Origin of the sequence: Pseudomonas frederiksbergensis (assembly GCF_003732275.1) — a bacterium.
Lineage (GTDB): Bacteria > Pseudomonadota > Gammaproteobacteria > Pseudomonadales > Pseudomonadaceae > Aquipseudomonas > Aquipseudomonas frederiksbergensis_H.
Map to the genome: position 1 here is coordinate 407,566 of NZ_MOBM01000012.1, position 22,787 is coordinate 430,352.

General features: G+C 59.8%; 19 protein-coding genes and 1 pseudogene. 10 read left to right on the forward strand and 10 right to left on the reverse strand.

Annotated elements, in window-relative coordinates:
* Position 1: 1 nt before the first annotated feature.
* From BK662_RS09920 to edd, 8 genes are all read right to left on the reverse strand, one after another.
* A complete protein-coding gene (locus tag BK662_RS09920) occupies positions 2–847 on the reverse strand; it encodes a carbohydrate ABC transporter permease (RefSeq protein ID WP_030131859.1) in 846 nt (281 codons plus the stop codon).
* Positions 840–1,748, reverse strand: a complete 909-nt coding sequence (locus BK662_RS09925) for a carbohydrate ABC transporter permease (protein ID WP_007902369.1) — start codon at positions 1,746–1,748, stop codon at positions 840–842. Before BK662_RS09925 ends, BK662_RS09920 begins: the two co-directional genes overlap by 8 nt.
* A gap of 157 nt (positions 1,749–1,905) precedes the next feature.
* Entirely contained in the window at positions 1,906–3,213 is a 1,308-nt protein-coding gene (locus BK662_RS09930; RefSeq protein ID WP_123357913.1) for an ABC transporter substrate-binding protein, read from the reverse strand.
* A gap of 117 nt (positions 3,214–3,330) precedes the next feature.
* Complete coding sequence (locus tag BK662_RS09935) at positions 3,331–4,590, reverse strand: D-mannose isomerase (RefSeq protein ID WP_123357914.1); 1,260 nt, start codon at positions 4,588–4,590, stop codon at positions 3,331–3,333.
* 243 nt (positions 4,591–4,833) lie between these two features.
* Positions 4,834–6,303 (reverse strand): ATP-binding protein, encoded by a 1,470-nt coding sequence (locus BK662_RS09945; protein WP_123357916.1) that lies wholly within the window; start codon positions 6,301–6,303, stop codon positions 4,834–4,836.
* Entirely contained in the window at positions 6,293–7,024 is a 732-nt protein-coding gene (locus BK662_RS09950; protein WP_007903365.1) for a response regulator, read from the reverse strand. The genes BK662_RS09945 and BK662_RS09950 overlap by 11 nt, the downstream gene beginning before the upstream one ends.
* A 177-nt stretch (positions 7,025–7,201) precedes the next feature.
* The gene (locus tag BK662_RS09955; RefSeq protein WP_123357917.1) at positions 7,202–8,161 is read right to left on the reverse strand and encodes a glucokinase; all 960 of its coding nucleotides are present in this window, start codon (positions 8,159–8,161) and stop codon (positions 7,202–7,204) included.
* Positions 8,158–9,984, reverse strand: coding sequence for a phosphogluconate dehydratase (edd, locus tag BK662_RS09960; RefSeq protein WP_123357918.1), 1,827 nt, complete (start codon positions 9,982–9,984; stop codon positions 8,158–8,160). Before edd ends, BK662_RS09955 begins: the two co-directional genes overlap by 4 nt.
* Positions 9,985–10,203: 219 nt before the next feature.
* Between edd and gap the strand changes: the two genes are divergently transcribed.
* The 3 genes from gap to BK662_RS09975 all read left to right on the forward strand — a co-directional run bounded on the left by gap (position 10,204) and on the right by BK662_RS09975 (position 13,353).
* Positions 10,204–11,205, forward strand: coding sequence for a type I glyceraldehyde-3-phosphate dehydrogenase (gene gap / locus BK662_RS09965; RefSeq protein WP_008013978.1), 1,002 nt, complete (start codon positions 10,204–10,206; stop codon positions 11,203–11,205).
* Between the two features lie 155 nt (positions 11,206–11,360).
* A complete protein-coding gene (locus BK662_RS09970) occupies positions 11,361–11,825 on the forward strand; it encodes a methylglyoxal synthase (RefSeq protein ID WP_007903352.1) in 465 nt (154 codons plus the stop codon).
* A 196-nt stretch (positions 11,826–12,021) separates the two neighbouring features.
* On the forward strand, positions 12,022–13,353 hold the full coding sequence (locus tag BK662_RS09975) for a CoA transferase (RefSeq protein ID WP_123357919.1): 1,332 nt from the start codon (positions 12,022–12,024) through the stop codon (positions 13,351–13,353).
* 70 nt (positions 13,354–13,423) lie between these two features.
* On the opposite strand, the gene BK662_RS09980 is transcribed toward BK662_RS09975, so the two are convergent.
* Both BK662_RS09980 and BK662_RS09985 read right to left on the reverse strand, forming a co-directional pair.
* The gene (locus BK662_RS09980) at positions 13,424–14,287 is read right to left on the reverse strand and encodes a DNA-3-methyladenine glycosylase family protein (RefSeq protein ID WP_123357920.1); all 864 of its coding nucleotides are present in this window, start codon (positions 14,285–14,287) and stop codon (positions 13,424–13,426) included.
* A gap of 116 nt (positions 14,288–14,403) precedes the next feature.
* Positions 14,404–14,568 (reverse strand): annotated as a pseudogene (locus BK662_RS09985) (arginine-ornithine antiporter); the annotation flags it as partial.
* 427 nt (positions 14,569–14,995) lie between these two features.
* On the opposite strand from BK662_RS09985, the gene arcD reads away from it, so the two are divergent.
* The 7 genes from arcD to gcvH all read left to right on the forward strand — a co-directional run bounded on the left by arcD (position 14,996) and on the right by gcvH (position 22,777).
* Positions 14,996–16,423, forward strand: coding sequence for an arginine-ornithine antiporter (gene arcD / locus BK662_RS09990; RefSeq protein ID WP_123357921.1), 1,428 nt, complete (start codon positions 14,996–14,998; stop codon positions 16,421–16,423).
* A gap of 35 nt (positions 16,424–16,458) precedes the next feature.
* Entirely contained in the window at positions 16,459–17,715 is a 1,257-nt protein-coding gene (gene arcA / locus BK662_RS09995; protein WP_123357922.1) for an arginine deiminase, read from the forward strand.
* 69 nt (positions 17,716–17,784) lie between these two features.
* Positions 17,785–18,795: an ornithine carbamoyltransferase gene (locus BK662_RS10000; RefSeq protein WP_008005440.1), complete on the forward strand. Its 1,011-nt coding sequence runs from the start codon at positions 17,785–17,787 to the stop codon at positions 18,793–18,795.
* 160 nt (positions 18,796–18,955) lie between these two features.
* Positions 18,956–19,885: a carbamate kinase gene (gene arcC / locus BK662_RS10005; protein WP_123357923.1), complete on the forward strand. Its 930-nt coding sequence runs from the start codon at positions 18,956–18,958 to the stop codon at positions 19,883–19,885.
* Between the two features lie 12 nt (positions 19,886–19,897).
* Positions 19,898–20,260, forward strand: coding sequence for a DUF5064 family protein (locus tag BK662_RS10010; protein ID WP_030131842.1), 363 nt, complete (start codon positions 19,898–19,900; stop codon positions 20,258–20,260).
* Positions 20,261–20,433: 173 nt separating this feature from the next.
* Positions 20,434–21,942, forward strand: a complete 1,509-nt coding sequence (gene gcsR / locus BK662_RS10015) for a transcriptional regulator GcsR (RefSeq protein ID WP_123357924.1) — start codon at positions 20,434–20,436, stop codon at positions 21,940–21,942.
* Positions 21,943–22,393: 451 nt separating this feature from the next.
* The gene (gcvH, locus tag BK662_RS10020; RefSeq protein ID WP_007903329.1) at positions 22,394–22,777 is read left to right on the forward strand and encodes a glycine cleavage system protein GcvH; all 384 of its coding nucleotides are present in this window, start codon (positions 22,394–22,396) and stop codon (positions 22,775–22,777) included.
* The last annotated feature ends 10 nt before the right edge of the window (positions 22,778–22,787 follow it).

Sequence of the window (22,787 nt, forward strand, 5' to 3'; positions counted from 1 at the left end):
TCTACCCCTTGACCGCGCCGGACGTCAGCCCACGCAGGAAATACTTGCCAGCGAATATGTAGACCAGCAGTGTCGGCAGCCCGGCGATCATCGCGGCGGCCATATCAACGTTGTATTCCTTGGCCCCGGTGCTGGTGTTGACCAGGTTGTTCAGGGCCACGGTAATCGGCTGGGCATCGCCACTGGCGAAGACCACGCCGAACAGGAAGTCATTCCAGATTTGCGTGAACTGCCAGATCAGGCAGACCATCACGATCGGGATCGACATCGGCAGCAGGATCTTCCAGAAAATCGTGAAGAAGCCCGCGCCATCCAGCCGCGCCGCCTTGACCAGCGCATCCGGAATGCTCACGTAGTAGTTACGGAAGAACAGCGTGGTGAACGCCAGGCCGTAGACCACATGCACCAGCACCAGGCCCGTGGTGGTGTTGGCCAAACCGATCTTGCCGAGGGTGAACGAGGCTGGCAGCAGCACGGTCTGGAACGGCAGGAAGCAGCCGAACAACAACAGGCCGAAGAACAGTTGCGAACCACGGAAGCGCCACATCGACAGCACGTAACCGTTCATGGCACCGATGAACGTAGAGATCAGTACCGCCGGCACAGTGATTTTCACCGAGTTCCAGAAGTAGCTGCCGACACTGTCCCAGGCCTTGATCCAGCCGATGCCATCAATCACTTGCGGCCAGCTCAACAGGTTGCCGGTGCGGATGTCTTCCGGGGATTTGAAACTGGTCAGCAACATCACCACCAGCGGGACCAGATAGATCGCCGCGGCCAGCAACAGGGTTGCGTAAATGGCGATGCGGCTGAAGCTGATCGCCGGTTTTCCGAGTTGATTACTCATGGCGTTTGCCTCGCAATTCGGAGTACAGGTACGGCACCAGAATCGCCAGGATCGCGCCGAGCATCATCATGGCGCTCGCCGAACCAATGCCCATCTGGCCACGGCTGAAAGTGAAGGAGTACATGAACATCGCCGGCAGGTCAGACGAGTAGCCCGGGCCACCCGCGGTCATCGCCGCCACCAGGTCGAAGCTCTTGATCGCGATGTGCGCCAGGATCATGAAGGCGCTGAAGAACACCGGGCGCAGGCTCGGCAATACGATCTTCAAGTAGATGGTCGGCAGGCTCGCACCGTCGACTTGTGCCGCGCGGATGATCGATTGATCGACGCCACGCAGGCCGGCCAGGAACATCGCCATCACAAACCCGGAGGCTTGCCACACAGCGGCGATCACCAGGCAATACACCACGCGATCCTGATCCACCAGCCAGTCGAGACGGAAGCCTTCCCAGCCCCAGTCACGCAACATTTTGTCCAGACCCAGGCCTGGGTTGAGCAGCCATTTCCATGCGGTACCGGTAACGATCATCGAGAGCGCCATCGGGTACAGGTAAACGGTGCGGATGAAGCCTTCCTTGCGAATGCGCTGATCCAGCAGCACGGCGAGGAACACGCCCAGCACCAGGCTGATGCCGATGAACATGCCGCCGAACACCGCGAGGTTTTTGCTCGCGACCCACCAGCGATCGTTGTCCATCAGGCGAATGTATTGCTGCAGGCCGACCCACTTGTAGCTCGGCATGAAGCTGGAATTGGTGAAGGACAGAACAAATGTCCAGATGATGTAACCGTAAAAACCAACCAGGACGATCAGCATGCTTGGCGCCAAAACCAGTTTGGGGAGCCAGCGCTGCAATGCGTCGAACGGTGAGGCTTTGCTGAAAACCGCCACAGAGCTCATCGGGATAATCCAGGTGAAGAGAAATGAAATCGGCACGGCGATCCCTTGTGGGAGCGAGCCTGCTCGCGATAGCGGTGTATCAGTCGACATCGATGTTGAATGTCAGTCAGCTATCGCGAGCAGGCTCGCTCCCACAGGGATTACTCAGTGCTGGAGATTACTGGGCAGCTTTGACGGCCGACGCCAGTTGCTTGCTGGCTGTCGCCGGGTCAGCGTTCTTGTCGTTCATGAAGTTGGTGACCACATCGAAGATCGCGCCCTGCACGGCCAGGGACGTGGCCATGTTGTGCGCCATGCTCGGTTGCAGGCCGCCAGTCTTCTCGTCAGCCAGGAAGTCCTTGGCGGACGCTTGAGCGCAAGAATCGAAGCCCAGCGCGCTCATGTCGTTAAGCATGTCGGTACGCACCGGGATCGAGCCTTTGTTGATGCTGAAGACTTTCTGGAAGTCTTTGCCCAGAGCGACCTTGGCCAGGTCTTGCTGAGCGGCGATATCGCCTTTGCGATCGGCTTTGAGCTTGAACACAGCCATCGAGTCGATGTTGTAGGTGAAGGCTTTTTCGGTGCCCGGGAACGGCACGCACTGGTAGTCCTTGCCCGCGACTTTCTTCGCGGCGGTCCATTCGCTCTTGGCCCAGTCGCCCATCATCTGCATGCCGGCCTTGCCGTTGATGACGTCGGCGGCGGCGATGTTCCAGTCACGACCGGCGCGGTTCGGGTCCATGTAGCCAGTGACTTTTTTCAGCTCGGTAAAGGCCTTGGCCATCTCCGGCCCGGAAAGGGTTTTCTGATCCAGGTCGACCAGGGCTTTCTTGTAACCGTCGGCGCCCATGACCGAGAGCACCACGTCTTCAAACACGGTGCTGTCCTGCCAAGGCTGGCCACCGTGAGCGAGCGCGATGAAGCCGGCGGCTTTGAGCTTGTCGCCAGCAGCATAGAATTCTTCGAGGGTGGTCGGCGCTTTTTCGATCCCGGCTTTCTTGAAGACTTCCGGGTTGATCCACAGCCAGTTGACGCGGTGGATGTTCACCGGCACGGCGACGTAATCGCCTTCGTATTTCACGGTGTCGGAGACTTTCTTGATCAGCAGGTTATCCCAGCCTTCGGACTTGGAAACGTCTTTGAGGGTGTCGGTGCTGAGCAGGCCAGTGCTGCCCCACTCCTGGATGTCCGGACCCTTGATCTGGGCAACGCCCGGCGGGTTACCGGCCACGGCGCGGCTTTTGAGCACGGTCATGGCCGTGGAGCCGCCACCGCCGGCGACTGCGCCGTCTTTCCAGGTGAAGCCGTCTTTTTCGACTTGGGCCTTGAGCACATCGACGGCCGCTTTTTCACCACCAGACGTCCACCAGTGAACGACTTCCACCGAACCTTTGGCATCGGCGGCAAGGGCACTGATTGGGAATGCAGCAACGGGAAGCAGTGAAGCGAGAGAAATGACAGTAGCGAGGCGAGAAATCGCATTCATCTAGTAGTACCTTTCTTGTTGTTATGCATGCAAGTCTGGTGCTTGCGCTGCATAGGATTCTAAACAGGGGATGCCCCTTCGCAGGTAACGAAGGGACGCGCGAATGTCACCATATGGTTACACAGGAATGCTCTGGGACAATTGCGTCAGCGCAGTGGCCATGCTCGGCGCCAGCGGCAGGCGCGGGATCAAAACGGCTTGCCAGGCGTGATACAGGTCGGGTTTGCCGGCCCAGATATCGGCGCTCGGACGGTTCAGCGGATCGAGTTCGTGATGCCAACTGCCATCGCAACGGTCGATGAAATGACTGTCACAGAATTCCCAGAACAGTCGATACCAGCGCTCGTATTGCTCATCACCGGTGCGTTTGAGCAGCGCACTGGCGGCGGCGCTGGCTTCGGCGTGGGTCCAGTGCAAGCGATGGCGAACCACCGCGCGATTGTCCCAGTCGAGGGTGTAGACAATGCCCGGCGCACCGTCGACGTCCCAGCCGTGACGACAATTGTGCTCGAAGAGTTTTTGCGCATCGGTGGCGAGCCAGCCCGGCGTGAGTATCCCGGCCTGCACCCGCGCCGCTTCGAGGTGCAGCAACAGCCGCGCCCATTCGAAACCATGGCCCGGCGTGGTGCCGTAAGGGCGGAAACCATCGGCCGGGTTGTCGTGGTTGTAGTCGCGCAGCGGCTGCCAGTCACGGTCGAAATGCTCGACCACCAGATAATCGTTGGCTGCGGCGTGATTGTGAATAACGCGCTCGACGATGCGCTGGGCGCGAATCAGCCAGCGGTTGTCCTCGGTGACATCGGCCAGGGCGAGAAAGGCTTCGGTGGCGTGCATGTTGCTGTTGGCGCCGCGATAGGCTTCCTCTTCACTCCAATCGCGGTTGAAGGATTCGCGCATGGCGCCCTCCTCCTCGCTCCAGAAATGCGTGTCGATGATATGGATCGCATCGTCGAGCAAGGCTTGTGCATCGGGGCGTTGAGCGACCACCGCAGAACTCGCGGCCAATGCAACGAAAGCATGCAGGTAAGCGGCTTTGCCGGTATTGCCGTCGCGGTGTTCAGGCGTGGCGAACCAGCCTCCATGTTCGGCGTCACGCAGTGGCCCACTGAGGGCTCGGATGCCGTGATCCACCAGCTCGGCAAAACCCGGCAAGCCCTGGATGTGCGCCATGGCGAAGCTGTGGGTCATGCGCGCGGTGTTCATGGTTTCAGCTTGCGCGTTGGCCGGCAAGCGACCCTTTTCGTCGAGGTTGCCGAAGCCTTCGGTAAGCGTTGAAGCCTTGGCGAACGCCAGCAGGCGCAGGCCTTCGGCGGCAAGCCATTGCTGATGGGCAGGCGCGTTCAGCCAACTGCTGAAGGCGGGTTGGAAGGTGTCCATGGGAGTACCTTTTTTGTTGTTATGACTGGGGGCAGTCTAAACAACGAGCGGTGACGGGCAGGTAACGAAGGGGGCGAGTTATGTCACCGAGTTGTGACATTTGCCTCGACTCTGAGGTGAGTGATGTCTTGTGGCGAGGGAGCTTGCTCCCGTTGGACTGCGCAGCAGTCCCATTCTTTTTGGGGATAAGCGGGGCCGCTCCGCGCCCCAGCGGGAGCAAGCTCCCTCGCCACAGGGGCGGTGTCAATCCATTGATCGCGGCAACTGCAACGTCACCCGCAACCCGCCTTCACGCAGGTTTTGCAGGCTGACTTCACCGCCATGGCTATGGGCAATGTTGCGCGCGATCCCCAACCCCAAGCCATAACCCTGCTGCTGCCCGGCCAAGCGGAAATGCGGCTCGAACACTTGCTCCAGACGCTGCTCCGGTACGCCCGGCCCTTCATCGTCGACATGCAGGACAAACGCGCTCTCGTCATCATCGATGTGCAGATGCGCGTTCTGCCCATACTTCAAGGCGTTGTCGATCAGGTTGCCAATGCAACGCTTGAGCGCCAATGGCTTACCGGGATACGGCGCCAGCGCCCGCCCCTGCTGGGTCACGCGGCCATTGCCGTTGGGCGCCAGATACGGTTCCACCAGGCAGTCGAGCACATGGTTGAGGTCCACCGGCTCGATGTTTTCGTGGATGTCGGTGTCTTTCACGCATTGCAGCGCACCTTTGACCAGCAGCTCCAGCTCATCCAGATCACGACCGAACTTGGCTTGCAGCTTTTCGTCTTCAAGCAATTCCACCCGCAATCGCAACCGGGTAATCGGCGTGCGCAAGTCATGGGAAATCGCGCTGAACAACTGGCTGCGTTCGGTCAGGTAACGGCTGATACGCTCGCGCATCGCATTGAAGGCGCGGCCCACTTCCACCACTTCACTGCCGCCGCCCTCCGCCACCGGTTCGACTTCGGCACCCAGCGACATATCCCGCGCCGCCCGCGCCAATCGCTTGAGCGGTCGGCTCTGCCAATGCACCAGCAGGCCGATGAACAGCAGCAAGAAACCGCTGGTGAGCACAATGAACCAGACCTGCTGCGCCGGCAGGCCTTGTTCTTCAAGACTGGTGTAGGGCTCGGGCAACAGCGAGGCGATGTACAGCCATTCGCCCGGTGCCATCTGGATTTGCGTGACCAGCACCGGCGGGTTCACCGGTTCGAGGGTCAACGCGTAGTGCGCCCAGGAGCGCGGCAACTCGTCGAGTTTCAGGCCACCGTTGAAAATCCGCAGGTCTTCGGGGCTGACGAAGGTCACCGAGATGTCGATGTCCTGCCCCAGCGACTCGCGCAGCACTTCGTCCACTGCTTTGAGCACCGCTTCTTTGCGCGGAGTGATCGGCAGCACTTCCATCCCTAAGGGTTTGTCGTTGAGCGTCACCACGAACCGGGTGCCGCCCATGCTGCGCAACTGATCGAGCACCAGCGGCCGAAACGCCACCGGCAACGAGCGGAAATAACTGACGCTGGCCGTCATCGAATGGGCGAGGCTGCGGGCACTGGTGACCAGGCCTTCAAGCTGCGTGGCGCGCAATTGCGAAACCCAGATCACGCTCGACAGCGTCTGGGCGAACAGCACCGCCAGCAGGGTCAACAGCAACATGCGCCCGAGTAACGAACGCGGCACCGGCACCCGCCCGGCGAGCTTGCGCAGGAACTCAGTGGCCATTGCTGGCAACCACATTGGCTGCCAGTTGGTAGCCACTGCCGCGCACGGTACGGATCAGCCGTGGCGGTTTTTCGGTGTCGCGCAGGCGCTGGCGCAAACGGCTGACCGCCATGTCGACGATGCGATCGAGCGGCATCAGGTCACGGCCACGGGTGGCGTTGCCGATGGTGTCGCGGTCGAGGATTTCCTGAGGGTGATCGAGGAACAGTTTCAGCAGTGCGAAATCGGCGCCCGAGAGAATCACTTCCTCGCCGTCGATGTGGAACAGTCGATGGCTGACCATGTCCAGCCGCCAGTCGTCGAAAGCGAGCACTTCGCTGCCGGAACGTTCCTGACCGAACTGCGCACGGCGCAACAAGGCTTTGATGCGCGCCTGCAATTCACGCGGGCTGAAGGGTTTACCGAGGTAGTCGTCGGCGCCCAGTTCCAGGCCGATGACGCGGTCGGCCTCGTCGGAGCTGGCGGTGAGCATGATGATCGGCACCTGGGCCTGGCGCGGGTGCTGGCGGATCCAGCGGCAGAGGCTGAAACCGTCTTCGTCCGGCAGCATCACGTCGAGAATCACCAGGTCGCTCGGCGCCTCGTTCAAGGCCTGACGAAAGCCTGCACCATCGGGCGTGGTACGGACCTGGAAACCGGCGCGGGTCAGGTAGGTGTCCAGCAACTCGCGTATCTCTTGATCGTCATCGACCAACAAAATCGACTTGTTGACTGAGCTCACGGGGCGGCGTCCTTGTTGTTTAAATTAGGTGGATTATGCCTTAAGCACGAAATCTACAAACACCGCAAAACCAACTGTGGGAGCGGGCTTGCTCGCGAAGGGGCCATTACATTCAACATCTTTGTTGACTGACACACCGCCTTCGCGAGCAAGCCCGCTCCCACATTTGATTGCATTTCAGGCTGGAATGGATTGATCCAGCGCCACACCCGCACCCACCAACCCGGAATACGGCGCCGTCACCAGCCACACCGGAATGCCTTTGAAGTAATCGCTCATGCACCCCTTGTCGGCGAAGCAGCGGGAGAAACCGCTTTCGATGAAGAAATCGGCAAACCGTGGAATCACCCCGCCAACGATGTAAACGCCACCGCGCGCCCCGGTGGTCAGCACATTGTTGCCGGCCACGCGACCGAGCCAGCAGCAGAACTGCTCGAGCACTTCCAGGGCAATCGGATCGCCCGCCAGCCCGGCCGCCGTAATCGACTCAGGCGTGTCGAGCACAGGCGTGTGACCGTCCACCGCGCAGATTGCCCGGTAGACCCGCGGCAAACCGCTGCCGCTCAACGCCGTTTCAGCGCTGACATGGCCGATCTCGTTGAAGATGTGCTGCCACAGTTGGGTTTCCCGCGGGCTGCTCAGCGGCAAGTCGACGTGACCGCCCTCCCCCGGCAGCGGGGCAAAACGCCCCTCGCCCAGATCGAGCAACGTGCCCACACCCAGGCCAGTGCCCGGGCCGATCACCACCGCCGGCCGCAACGGCTCCGGCGTGCCTTCGCAGACCACCCGAAATTCGCCCGGTTGCAAGCGGGTCATGCCCAGCGCCATCGCCGAGAAGTCGTTGATCAACAGCAGTTGATCCACCTGCAAGGTCTTGCAGAACCCCTTGCGACTGAGCCGCCAGTGATTGTTGGTGAACTTGAATTCATCGCCGCTCACGGGGCCTGCCACCGACAGGCACACCGAACCGATCGAACCCGGCGCCAGACCGAGCCCGCTCAGGTAGAGCGCAATGGCCTCCTCCGGGCTGGCGTGGTCTGCCGTCGCCAGCACCTGGACCGATTCCAGCTGCTGGTTTTTCCACAACGCGAAACGTGCGTTGGTGCCACCGATGTCACCGACCAAAGCCAGTTTCAATTAAGCGTCTCCAGGGCAGAAGTAAAGGCGCTGGCGCCCTGCTCTGCGGAGCTGAAGGCCATGCGCATGAAACCAAACAGTTCGCGACCGCTGCCAATGTTGTTGCCCAACAGGCCCTTGGCAGGTTCGCGCGCTGCGAATTCTTCGGCGTCCACCTTAAGCTCCAGGGTGCCTTTGACGCCATCGACGCGGATGATATCGCCCTCTTGCACCCGCGCCAAAGCGCCGCCCACATAAGCTTCGGGGCTGACGTGAATCGCCGCCGGGATTTTCCCCGAGGCGCCGGACATGCGTCCATCAGTCACCAACGCGACTTTGAAGCCGCGATCCTGCAGCACGCCGAGGAACGGCGTCATCTTGTGCAGTTCCGGCATGCCGTTGGAGCGCGGACCCTGGAAGCGCATCACCGCGACGAAATCCTTCTCCAGCAGACCGGCCTTGAACGCATCGGCCAGGTCCTGTTGATCCTGGAACACCATCGCCGGTGCTTCGACGACCTGGTTTTCCAAAGCGACGGCGGAAACTTTCATCACTCCGCGGCCGAGGTTGCCTTCCATCACGCGCAAGCCACCCTCTGGCGAGAATGCGCGAGCGACCGGACGCAGGATGTTTTCGTCGAGGCTTTCGATCGGGCCTTCGCGCCAGACCAGTTCGCCGTTTTCGAGGAACGGTTCCATGGTGTAGCGGCTCAGACCGTGACCGAGCACGGTGTTGACGTTTTCGTGAAGCAGGCCGGCTTCCAGCAGTTCGCGGATCAGGAACGACATGCCGCCCGCCGCCTGGAAGTGGTTGATGTCGGCTTTGCCGTTCGGGTACACGTGGCTCAGGGTCGGCACCACCTCGGAGAGGTCGGCCATGTCCTGCCAGGTCAACTGGATGCCCGCAGCCATGGCGATGGCCGGCATGTGCAGCGTGTGGTTGGTCGAACCGCCCGTGGCGTGCAGGGCCACGATGGAGTTGACCAGCGAACGCTCGTCGACGATTTCGCCGATCGGCATGAAGTCGCCGTTCTGCTTGGTCAGGCGGGTGACCTGGTGCGCCGCTTCGCGAGTCAGGGCATCGCGCAACGGGGTGTTCGGGTTGACGAACGAGGCGCCCGGCAAGTGCAGGCCCATGACTTCCATCAGCAACTGGTTGGTGTTGGCGGTGCCGTAGAAGGTGCAGGTGCCAGGGCTGTGATAGGACTTCATCTCCGATTCCAGCAGCTCTTCGCGCGTCGCCTTGCCTTCGGCGTAGCGCTGACGCACATCGGCTTTCTGCTTGTTGGAGATGCCCGAAACCATCGGCCCGCCCGGCACGAAGATCGTCGGCAGATGACCGAAACGCAACGCGCCCATCATCAGGCCCGGCACGATCTTGTCGCAGATGCCGAGCATCAACGCGCCGTCGAACATGTTGTGCGAAAGCGCTACCGCAGTGGACAACGCGATCACTTCACGGCTCGGCAGGCTCAGTTCCATGCCCGGTTCGCCCTGGGTCACACCATCGCACATCGCGGGGGTGCCACCGGCGAACTGGCCGACGGAGCCGATTTCGCGCAGGGCTTTTTTGATCTGTTCCGGGAAGACTTCGTACGGCTGGTGCGCCGAGAGCATGTCGTTATATGACGAAACAATAGCGATGTTGGCGGAGTTCATCATCCGCAGGCTGTGCTTGTCGTCGCTGCCACACCCGGCTACGCCATGGGCGAAGTTGGCGCATTGCAGCTTGCCGCGCATCGGACCGTCGCTGGCGGCGCCGCGGATCAATGCAAGGTAAGCCTCACGCGTGGTGCGGCTGCGGGCGATAAGCCGTTCGGTGACCTCAAGGACGCGGGGATGCATGTGTAGAACTCCAGGCTAACGGATGTGGCGACCTGATTGTCTATGCTGATCAAGCACCGCTGTGATTGGGATGACAAACGGTTTTCTTGATCATTCGGACCAGTTGATTCAGGTCACTCGTTGTAGATAAAACAAAATATTGCCACTAAAAAGGCTTGTTTTCTATTTTTTTGCGAATAATCTTGTAATTCCAACAACAAAACGACGGCGGCGCTGTAAATGACTCTTCGAATCGCAATCAATGGTTTTGGCCGTATCGGCCGTAATGTCCTGCGCGCACTGTATACCCAAGGTTATCGTCAGGATCTGCAGATCGTAGCGATCAACGATCTGGGCGATAGCTCGATGAATGCTCACCTGCTCAAGTACGACACCGTTCACGGCACATTCGATGCCGATGTCCAGCACGATCAGGAAAGCCTGACCGTCAATGGCGACCGTATTTCGGTCAGCGCCATTCGCAACCCGGCCGAATTGCCTTGGGCTGCGGAAAAAGTCGACGTCGTGTTCGAATGTACCGGCCTGTTCACCGACCGTGCCAAAGCCGCCGCGCATATTACGGCCGGCGCGCGCAAAGTGATTATCTCGGCCCCGGCCAAAGGCGCCGACGCCACCGTGGTTTATGGGGTTAACCACGACATTCTGCGCCAATCGCACCAGATCATTTCCAACGCCTCATGCACCACCAACTGTCTGGCCCCGGTGGCCCAGGTGCTGCACCGCGAGCTGGGCATCGAAAGCGGTCTGATGACCACCATCCATGCTTATACCAACGACCAGAACCTGACTGACGTCTACCACACCGACCCGTACCGCGCCCGTTCCGCCACCCAGAACATGATCCCGAGCAAGACCGGCGCCGCTGAAGCAGTGGGCCTGGTGCTGCCGGAACTGGCGGGCAAACTGACCGGCATGGCGGTGCGTGTTCCAGTGATCAACGTGTCGCTGGTGGACCTGACCGTACAGCTCAAGCGTGAAGCATCGGCCGATGAAGTCAACGCGATGCTCAAACAAGCCAGCCAGCACTCGAAGATCCTGGGTTACAACACCCTGCCGCTGGTTTCCAGCGACTTCAACCACAACCCGCTGTCGTCGATCTTCGACGCCAACCACACCAAGTCCAGCGGCAAGCTGCTCAAAGTGCTGGCCTGGTACGACAACGAATGGGGCTTCTCCAACCGCATGCTCGATAACTGCCTGGCGCTCTGCAACGCAGAATAAACAGCTCGACACCTGTGTCGACGCGGACCTGTAGGAGCTGCCGCAGGCTGCGATCTTTTGATCTTGACGGTTGTGAGGCCGACAAAGATCAAGATCAAAAGATCGCAGCCTTCGGCAGCTCCTACGCGGCGCATTACGCCTGGGAGAAGCAAGCGATGATCGGTATCAGCTTTACGCAAAAAACCCTGGCAGCGCGCAAGCGTATCGCCCTGGTTGCCCACGACCACTGCAAAGTATTTTTGCTGGATTGGGCCGAGCGACAGAAAGACAAACTCGCGCAGCATGAACTGGTCGCCACCGGCACGACGGGGTTGTTGTTGCAACAACGTCTCGACCTGCCGGTGGAAAGCATGATCAGCGGTCCGCTGGGTGGCGACCAACAACTAGGCGCGCGAATCGCCGAGCAGCGGGTCGATATGCTGGTGTTTTTCTGGGACCCGTTCGAACCGCAGCCCCACGACCCGGACATCAAGGCGCTGCTACGGGTCGCGGCAGTGTGGAACATCCCGGTGGCCTGCAACGAATGCAGCGCCGATTACCTGCTCAGCAGCCCGTTGATGGATCAGGCTCACGAACACCGCATCCCGGATTACGCGACCTATCTGCTGGGTCGTGGGTAAAGCGCCCGGAATCACTCTCGACAGCCTTCTGACACAACCCCCCTGTGAGAGCGAGCCTGCTGGCGATGACGGACTGACATTCACCATGGATGTCGACTGAAAGACCGCTATCGCGAGCAGGCTCGCTCCCACAGGATTTCATCCGATCCGCCAGTTTTTTGATCTATGCTCGGGCTCTCGCTCCGGAGGGCCTTCGATGACTGATTTACTCACGTCCATTCAAGCCGCACTCGGCTTGCCGCATACCCCAATCCCGTTCAAATCGAGCGGCGCCCTGCCCTCGACGTTTGCCGTCACCGACCTTGCCTGCGCGAGCATTGCCGCTGCCGGTCAGGCTGTCAGTGAGTTGCTGCAACAACACACCGGCCGTTTACCTACTCTTGAAGTCGACCGGCGCCTGGCGTCGTTCTGGTTCGCAACGTCGATCCGCCCCGTGGGCTGGAGCGTCCCGCCGTTATGGGACCCGGTTGCCGGTGACTACTCGACCAAGGACGGCTGGATTCGCTTGCACACTAACGCGCCTCATCATCGTGCCGCCGCTGAAAGCGTGCTCGGCTCCTGTGCCGACCGCGCCGCGATGGCGAACAAGGTTGCGCAATGGGCCAAAAGCGATCTGGAACAGGCTGTAGTTGATGCCGGTGGTTGCGCGGCCGAAATGCGCACTTGGAAGCAATGGCAGACCCACCCCCAAGGTCAGGCTGTGAATGCCGAACCGCTGGTTCAGTTCACCGCCGACGATAGCCAAAACCCAAAACCGTGGCAGGGTTCAGTGGCTCAACCGCTGGCCGGGGTCAAGGTGCTGGACCTCACGCGCGTGCTCGCGGGGCCCATCGCCAGCCGATTCCTCGCCGGCCTCGGTGCCGATGTTTTGCGCATCGACCCGCCGACCTGGAACGAACCGGGCGTGGTGCCGGAAGTCACTTTGGGCAAACGCTGCACGCGCCTGGATCTGCACGACAAGACTGACCGAGCAGTGTTCGAAAGCCTGCTCAAGGACGCCGATATCTTGCTTCATGGTTACCGCGCCGATGCATTGGAAAGGTTGGGCTACGGCGTCGCCGTGCGTCAAAAACTGGCGCCGGGCCTGATTGATGTGTGCCTCAACGCCTATGGTTGGAGCGGCCCCTGGCAGAACCGTCGAGGGTTCGACAGTTTGGTACAGATGAGCAGCGGGATTGCCGAAGCGGGGATGCAGTGGAAGAAAGTGAACAAACCGACGCCGCTGCCGGTGCAGGCGCTTGATCACGCCACCGGGTACTTGATGGCAGCTGCGGCGATCAAGTTATTGGGACGTGGCGGGTCGGCCAGGTTGTCGTTGGCGCGAACCGCCAAGTTGCTGATTGAACATGGCGCGGGGACAAATGAGCCGTTGCGGGCAGAGGATGACAACGATCAAGGGATGTTGGTTGAGCAGACACCCTGGGGGCCGGCCCATCGGCTGCAGGTGCCGCTGAAGATCACCGGGACACCGTTGCAGTGGGCATTGCCGGCCGGGGAATTGGGTTCCCATCGCGCGCAGTGGTGGTGACCATCAGATAGCTATCGCGAGCAGGCTCGCGATAGGGCCGAAACACTCAACACAATTGCTGGAACTGTATTCAGTCCGGTCGGCTCAACGATGTCCAAAGCACCTGCGCCGCATACCCGCGATAGGGCCGCCAAGCCTCCGCCCGCACCCACAATTCCCGAGCCGTCACCGCTCGACCTTCCAGCGCCGCCAGCGAGTTGATCAACCCCACATCTCCACTCGGAAACGCATCCAGCTCCCGCAACTGCCGCAAGGCAATGTATTGCGCCGTCCAGTCACCAATCCCGTGCAACGCCAGCAACCGCGCCACACCCCCTTCCCGTTCCGGTTCAAACAACAGGGGATCATCCAGCAACGCCTGAGCCACGCCGGACAAGGTTCGACCGCGACTTTTCGGCATCCCCAACGTTGCCAGATCCGCTGCCGCCAATGCGCCAGCATCAGGAAACACATGACTCAACCCCGGCATCGGCGACTGCAATGGCTGTCCATATTGCACCACCAGTTTCCCGGCCAACTTGATCGCCGCGACCACGGTAATCTGCTGTCCCAATACCGCACGAATGGCCAACTCCAGGCCATCCCAAGCCCCCGGGACTCGCAGCCCCGGACGCGCGGCAATCAAGCGCGCCATCAACGGATCAACCGCCAGTTGTCGATGAATGACTGGCAAATTCGCATCCAGATCAAACATCCGCCGTAACCGCGCGACAATCTCCGGCACTGCCGCTGAATCAGGAAAATCCAGCGTCACTTCCAGCACATCGCCCGCCCCTGGCCTGACCGAAAGCACACCGTGAACACCGTTCAACCCGATGCTGCGCGAGTACACCCCATCGACCACCGTTTCCATCCCGACCACCGCCCGCGCCGACAAGAAACCCAGCATCGCCGACCAGTCATAAGGCGGTTGATACGCCAGCAGCAACCTCACAACGACAGTAACCCGCTGTACAACCCGTACGCCGCCAATCCCGCCCCGGCAACCACACAGCTGAAAATCCCCTTCTCGACATGGGTAAACAAAGGCTCGCCCTGTTCCCGCTTGGCAGTCAGCATGCCCACGACAGTGATCGCCCAACCAATCAATATCGCCCCGGCATCGGCACGCGCCGCCATGTTTTGCGGTAAGGAAAAAATCCCGCCGCCAATCATCGATCCCACCACCAAAGCGATCAGCGCACTCAGACGAAGCTTTTGCGTCGGTTGCGACATTCGTGCATCTCCATGACCGAGACCATCACATAGTCGGTTTTTAACTAAATAGATAAAGCGTAATAACGTTTATCAACCAACACCAACCTTTGTCTTTATTTATAACTGATCACGTTATTGCAGCCATCCAGAAATAGCGGCTTTATCGGTAGATCCCAATAAATAAATATCACTGCAAAATCAATGACCAATACTTGCCAAAACAAAAAAACAAACTAGCGTCTAAGCCTCAACTGAAACGCTTTATTTCTTTCACTTTTATCCGAGGCCTCTGCACAGGGCTTTCCAGGCATTAGCCTTATGCCTGCCAAAGACCCATAAGTCTTTAATTAACAATGGAATGTGACCATGCATTGATCTAAGTCAGATGATTGAACAGCGAACGAAACTAACCTGTTTTCTCTCTTCTCCTGCACTGGAGTCATGCATGTCTGAATCCCCCGGAAAACTGAAACTCGGCGCCCTGGTTGCGTTGGTTGTCGGCTCAATGATTGGTGGCGGGATCTTCTCTTTGCCCCAGAACATGGCCGCCAGTGCAGACGTCGGTGCCGTTCTTATCGGTTGGGCAATTACCGCAGTGGGTATGTTGACCCTGGCCTTCGTTTTCCAGACCCTCGCTAATCGAAAACCTGATCTGGACGGCGGTGTCTACGCCTACGCCAAGGCCGGTTTCGGCGACTATATGGGTTTCTCGTCCGCCTGGGGTTATTGGATAAGCGCTTGGCTGGGCAACGTTGGTTACTTCGTACTCTTGTTCAGCACCCTCGGCTACTTCTTCCCCATTTTTGGGGAGGGGAATACTGTCGCTGCCGTGATCGGTGCGTCGGTGCTGCTCTGGGGCGTACATTTCCTGGTGCTGCGGGGGATCAAGGAAGCGGCGTTCATTAACCTGGTGACCACCGTCGCCAAGGTCGTACCGTTGCTGCTGTTCGTGCTGATCGCGGTGTTCGCGTTCAAACTGGACATCTTCACCGCCGACATCTGGGGCCTGAAAAACCCTGACCTGGGCAGTGTGATGAACCAGGTGCGCAACATGATGCTGGTCACCGTCTGGGTGTTCATCGGTATCGAAGGTGCGAGCATTTTCTCGGCTCGTGCGGAAAAACGCAGCGACGTGGGTAAAGCCACCGTCATCGGGTTCATCACCGTGCTGCTGTTTCTGGTGCTGGTGAATGTGCTGTCGCTCGGGATCATGACCCAACCGGAATTGGCGAAACTGCAGAACCCGTCCATGGCCGCGGTGCTGGAACATGTAGTCGGTCATTGGGGCGCGGTGCTGATCAGCGTTGGCCTGATCATCTCGTTGCTCGGTGCTCTGCTGTCATGGGTGTTGCTGTGCGCGGAGATCATGTTCGCCGCCGCCAAGGACCACACCATGCCGGCCTTCCTGCGCAAGGAAAACGCCAACCATGTACCGGTCAACGCACTGTGGCTGACCAACGCCATGGTCCAGTTGTTCCTGATCATCACGCTGTTCTCGGCCAGCACTTACCTGTCGCTGATCTACCTCGCCACCTCAATGATTCTGGTGCCGTACCTGTGGTCGGCGGCTTACGCGCTGCTGCTGGCGGTACGCGGCGAAAGTTATGAAAACGCTATAGCCGAGCGCAGGAAAGACCTGTTCATCGGCGCCGTCGCATTGATCTACGCGGTCTGGTTGATCTATGCCGGCGGCGTCAAATACCTGCTGCTCTCCGCCCTGCTCTATGCGCCCGGCGTGATCCTGTTCGCCAAGGCCAAGCTTGAAGTCAACAAACCGGTTTTCACCAACGTCGAGAAGCTGATTTTCGCAGCGGTCGTCGTGGGCGCCCTGGTGGCAGCTTACGGACTGTATGACGGCTTCCTGACTCTGTAACACCTGACCCATTTGTCATCTGGAGGATCACTGTAATGACCACCGAAAAAGTTAAGTACGGCGTCCATTCCGAAGCCGGCAAACTGCGCAAAGTCATGGTTTGCTCCCCCGGCCTGGCCCACCAGCGGCTGACCCCGAACAACTGTGACGAACTGCTTTTCGATGATGTGCTGTGGGTTGCCCAAGCCAAGCGTGACCATTTCGACTTCGTCACCAAGATGCGCGAACGCAACATCGACGTGCTGGAAATGCACAACCTGCTGACCGACATCGTCGCCATTCCAGAAGCGCTGGACTGGATTCTGGAACGCAAGATCACCGCCAACTCGGTCGGCCTTGGGCTGGTCAACGAAACCGGTTCCTGGCTGCGTAGCCTGGAGCCGAGGAAGATTGCCGAATTCCTGATTGGCGGCGTCTCCGTCGATGACCTGCCGGACAGCTTCGGCGGCAAGACCATTCAGATGTTCCGCGAATTTCTCGGTCACTCCAGCTTCATTCTGCCGCCGCTGCCCAACACCCAGTTCACCCGCGACACCACCTGCTGGATCTACGGCGGCGTGACGTTGAACCCGATGTACTGGCCGGCGCGCCGTCAGGAAACTTTACTGGCCACCGCCATCTACAAATTCCACCCGCAATTCACCAACGCCGACTTCCAGATCTGGTACGGCGATCCGGATCAGGACCATGGCAGCGCCACCCTTGAGGGCGGCGACGTGATGCCGATCGGCAACGGCGTGGTATTGATCGGCATGGGCGAGCGTTCGTCCCGTCAGGCCATCGGTCAATTGGCGGTCAACCTGTTCAAGAACAAAGCGGTCGAACGTGTGATTGTCGCCGGCCTGCCGAAGTCCCGCGCGGCGATGCACCTGGATACCGTGTTCAGTTTCTGCGACCGCGACCTTGTGACCATTTTCCCGGAAGTAGTGAACCGGATCGTCGCCTTCAGCGTGCGCCCTGATGAAAGCAAACCGGGCGGCGTCGACATCCGCCGCGAAGAAACCAGCTTCCTCGACACCGTGGCCAAGGCCCTCAACCTGAAAGCGCTGCGCGTCGTCGAAACCGGCGGCAACAGCTTCGCCGCCGAACGCGAGCAATGGGACGACGGCAACAACGTGGTGGCCGTGGAGCCAGGTGTGGTGATCGGTTATGACCGCAACACCTACACCAACACCCTGCTGCGCAAGGCCGGCATCGAGGTCATCACCATCAGCGCCGGTGAACTCGGTCGCGGGCGTGGCGGCGGCCACTGCATGACCTGCCCGATCATTCGCGACCCTATCGACTATTAACTTTCAAACCCTGGCCGCCACTTATCCAGCGCGGCCCGGGGGATAACCGATACCAAAGGAGATCCAATCATGGCTTTTAATATGCGCAACCGCAGCCTGCTGAGTTTGATGCACCACACCACTCGCGAGCTGAATTACTTGCTGGACCTGTCCCGTGACCTCAAACGCGCCAAGTACACCGGCACCGAGCGTCCACACCTGCAAGGCAAGAACATCGCGCTGATCTTCGAAAAAACCTCGACCCGCACCCGGTGCGCCTTCGAAGTCGCGGCCCACGATCAGGGCGCCCACGTCACCTACATCGACCCGGTGTCGTCGCAGATCGGCCACAAAGAAAGCATGAAAGACACCGCCCGTGTGCTCGGGCGGATGTTCGACGCCATCGAGTACCGTGGCTTCGAACAGGAAATTGTCGAAGAGCTGGCGAAGTTCGCCGGCGTGCCGGTGTTCAATGGCCTGACCGCTGAATTCCACCCGACGCAAATGATCGCCGACACCCTGACCATGCGTGAACACAGCGACAAGCCGCTGCATGACATCAGCTATGCCTACCTCGGCGATGCCCGCTACAACATGGGCAACTCGTTGCTGATGATCGGCGCCAAACTCGGCATGGACGTGCGCATCGCCGCACCGAAAGCGCTGTGGCCGCATCAGGACTTCATCGATCAGTGCAAAGCCTTCGCCGAGGAAAGCGGCGCACGCATCACCATCACCGAAGACCCGAAAGAAGCGGTCAAGGGCGTGGACTTCATCCACACCGACATCTGGGTGTCGATGGGCGAGCCAGTCGAAGCGTGGGACGAGCGCATCGAGCAACTGCTGCCGTACCAGGTCAACGCCGACATGATGAAGGCCTCGGGCAACCCGCGCGTGAAATTCATGCACTGTTTGCCGGCGTTCCACAACAGTGAAACCAAGGTTGGCAAGGACATCGCCGCGCGCTATCCGCACCTGGCCAACGGCGTCGAAGTGACTGAAGAAGTCTTCGAATCGCCGGCCAACATCGCCTTCGAGCAAGCGGAAAACCGTATGCACACCATCAAGGCGATCCTGGTGTCGGCGCTGGCGGATATCTAACGGCTCACTCGGTTTGCTCTTTGTGGGAGCGAGCCTGCTCGCGATGACGGACTGACATTCACCATGGATGTTGACTGATACACCGCTATCGCGAGCAGGCTCGCTCCCACAGGAGACCGAGTTACCTGCAACCCTCCTCTCTGTTTAGAAGGACTGCATTATGCGTATCGTCGTTGCTCTGGGCGGTAACGCCCTGCTCCGCCGGGGTGAACCTCTGACCGCGGACAACCAGCGCACCAATATCCGGATCGCTACCGAACAGATCGCCAAGGTCCATCCCGGCAACCAACTGGTGATCGCTCACGGTAATGGTCCGCAGGTCGGCCTGCTGTCGCTGCAAGCGGCGGCCTACACCCAGGTTTCCCCTTATCCGCTGGACGTGCTCGGTGCCGAAACCGAAGGCATGATCGGCTACATCATCGAACAGGAACTGGGCAACCTGCTGGACTTCGAAGTCCCGTTCGCCACCCTGCTGACCCAGGTCGAAGTGGACGCCAACGACCCCGCGTTCCAGAACCCCAGCAAACCCATCGGCCCGGTCTACACCAAGGCCGAAGCGGAAAAACTCGCGGCCGAGAAAGGCTGGGCGATTGCTCCGGACGGCGACAAATTCCGCCGCGTGGTGGCCAGCCCGAGACCCAAACGCATCTTCGAAATCCGCCCGATCAAGTGGTTGCTGGAAAAAGGCAGCATCGTGATTTGCGCGGGCGGTGGAGGCATCCCGACGATGTACGGCGCCAGCGGAAAACTGCAAGGCGTGGAAGCGGTGATCGACAAAGACCTGTGCTCGGCGCTGCTGGCCGAACAGCTTGAAAGCGATCTATTGGTGATCGCCACCGACGTCAGCGCGGCGTTCATCGACTTCGGCAAACCCACCCAGAAAGCCATCGCCCAGGCCCACCCGAATGACCTGGAAAAACTCGGCTTCGCGGCTGGCTCCATGGGACCAAAGGTCCAGGCGGCCTGCGAGTTCGCCCGCCATACTGGAAAAACCGCGGTGATCGGTTCACTCTCGGATATCGAGGCGATCGTCCAGGGCAAGGCCGGCACGCGTATCAGCACGGCGACACCTGGCATAACTTACTTGTAAGGAGAGACGTCAATGGCAACGTTTGAGCCCGGTCATCTGCACATCGAGCGCCACGCGCTGACCCCGGATGATGTCAACTACAACGTACACCTCGACTATGAGGTCACGCAGGATCCCAAGAAAGGCAAAGGGATGCTGTTCACCATGCACGGCAGCATGCAGGGAAAGGACATGACGGAGACCTTCTTTCTGCCCAAGGAGGAGGCTTACAACTTCGCCAACAACGTGACAAAAATCGCCGAGAAGTACGGAATCCCGAAGACACACAGCCAGATCGGCTCGGTTCACAAGCATTACGATTTAATGTTTGAAGACATCCGCAAGCAGTTGGATATGAAATCCGGCGACCCGGTAAACCTCGAGAACTTCGAATAACGTTTGGAAGATCAAAAGATCGCAGCCTTCGGCAGCTCCTACAGGGAAATGCGTTCGGCGTAGGAGCTGCCGAAGGCTGCGATCTTTTCAAGCCATTCTCCATCGCCGATTTCACCTCCCCCCTCCTCCAAGGCATACTTGCCACCCTCCGCACTCCAGAACCCAACCACCCCATGCGTATCCACGTCAGCTTCATCGACCGCGTCGGCATCACCCAGGAAGTCCTGGCCCTGCTCGGTGGGCGCAATCTCAATCTGGATGCGGTGGAAATGGTCCCACCCAATGTCTACATCGACGCCCCGACCTTGAGCCCGGCAGTGCTCGAAGAGCTGCGCGACGCGCTGTTCAGCGTGCGCGGCGTGCAAGCGGTGACGGTGGTCGACATCCTTCCCGGCCAGCGCCGTCACTTGCAGCTCGATGCGTTACTCGCGGCGATGACCGACCCGGTGCTGGCTCTGGACAGTGCTGGCAAGGTGCTGCTGGCCAACCCGGCGCTGATTGCCCTGTACGGTCGCGAACCGGCAGGTGAAAGCATCAGCGAGCTGTTTGCCGATCCGGCGCTGCTCGATACATTGCTGGAAAACGGCTTTCGCCTGCCGCTGCGCGAGATCACCGTCAACGGCCAGACCCTGCTGCTGGATGCCACGCCGATCACCGACGCCGGCGCCCTGCTGACCCTGTATCAACCGAACCGCATCGGCGAACGCCTCTCGGCGCTGCACCACGACCACGCCGAAGGCTTCGATGCCCTGCTCGGCGAATCCCCGGCGATTCGTACGCTCAAGGCGCGCGCCCAGCGAGTCGCAGCCCTCGATGCGCCGTTGCTGATCCAGGGCGAAACCGGCACCGGTAAAGAACTGGTGGCCCGCGCCTGCCACGCCATCAGCGCCCGCCACAGTTCGCCGTTCCTGGCCTTGAACTGCGCCGCACTGCCGGAAAACCTCGCCGAAAGCGAACTGTTCGGCTACGCCCCCGGCGCCTTCACCGGCGCGCAACGGGGCGGCAAACCAGGGCTGATGGAACTGGCCAACCAGGGCACGGTATTTCTCGACGAGATCGGTGAAATGTCGCCGTACTTGCAGGCGAAATTGCTGCGTTTTTTGAATGACGGCAGCTTCCGACGGGTCGGTGGCGATCGCGAAGTGAAGGTCAACGTGCGGATCCTCAGCGCGACCCACCGCGATCTGGAAAAAATGGTCAGCGAAGGCACCTTCCGCGAAGACCTGTTCTATCGCCTCAACGTGCTAAATGTCGAAGTCCCGCCCCTGCGCGAACGCGGCCAGGACATTCTGCTGCTGGCGCGCTACTTCATGCAGCAGGCCTGCGCGCAGATCCAGCGCCCGGTCTGTCGCCTGGCGCCGGGTACTTATCCGGCGCTGTTGGGCAACCGCTGGCCGGGCAATGTGCGGCAACTGCAGAACGTGATCTTCCGCGCCGCGGCGATTTGCGAAAGCAGCCTGGTGGACATTGGCGACCTCGATATCGCCGGCACCTCCGTGGCGCGCCAGAGCGACAGCGAGGTCGACAGCCTTGAACAGGCCATGGAAGAGTTCGAGAAAACCCTGCTGGAAAAACTCTACGTCAGCTACCCCTCGACCCGCCAACTGGCCAGCCGCCTGCAAACCTCCCACACCGCGATTGCCCATCGGTTGCGTAAGTACGGCATACCCAATAAGCCGTAATGCTGGAAATACGATCTCGTTACCGACACAAAACCACTGTGGGAGCGAGCCTGCTCGCGAAGGCGGACTGACATTCACTATGGATGTCGACTGATACACCCTCTTCGCGAGCAGGCTCGCTCCCACGGGTTTATGCGCGGTCTGAAAATCTCCTCAAAAACGACCTCCATCTGTACTGAAAGCGCTACAGTGGAACGATATCGCTACACCCTCTCCTGAACACCGCTGTGCAAGGCTTTGATCCACCTCAGCTTTTTTCTTCAGTCTATGCTGTAGCGATTTCGCTACAGCCAATCCATTTCAATCCTTCGCAAAAACAAATAACTCGTTGATTTATAAGGGATAAACAACATTGGCCGCGTTTTTGCTTAGTAACCACCTATAAAGAAGGGCTTTTTGCCCAAGCATTCAATCGCGTCCACCAGACGAGTCTGGCCCTTTAGGAGTTTCCATGAGCGAGTTGCGTTTTACTGAAGATCACGAATGGCTGCGCACCGAAGCTGACGGTACCGTCACCGTCGGCATCACTGCTTTCGCACAGAACGCCCTGGGCGACGTGGTTTTCGTACAACTGCCTGAGCTGCAGTCCTACGACAAAGGCGCTGAAGCCGCCACCGTGGAATCGGTAAAAGCCGCCAGCGGCGTGTACATGCCCCTCGACGGTGAAGTGCTGGAAGTGAACCCGGCGCTGGACAGCAGCCCTGAACTGGTCAACGAAGATCCGCTGGGCGAAGGCTGGTTCTTCCGCTTCAAGCCAACCGACGCCTCGGCTGTCGGCCAACTGCTGGATCAAGACGCTTACGACCGTCTGATCAAAGCCAACGCTGAAGCCTGAGGAGCGCTGA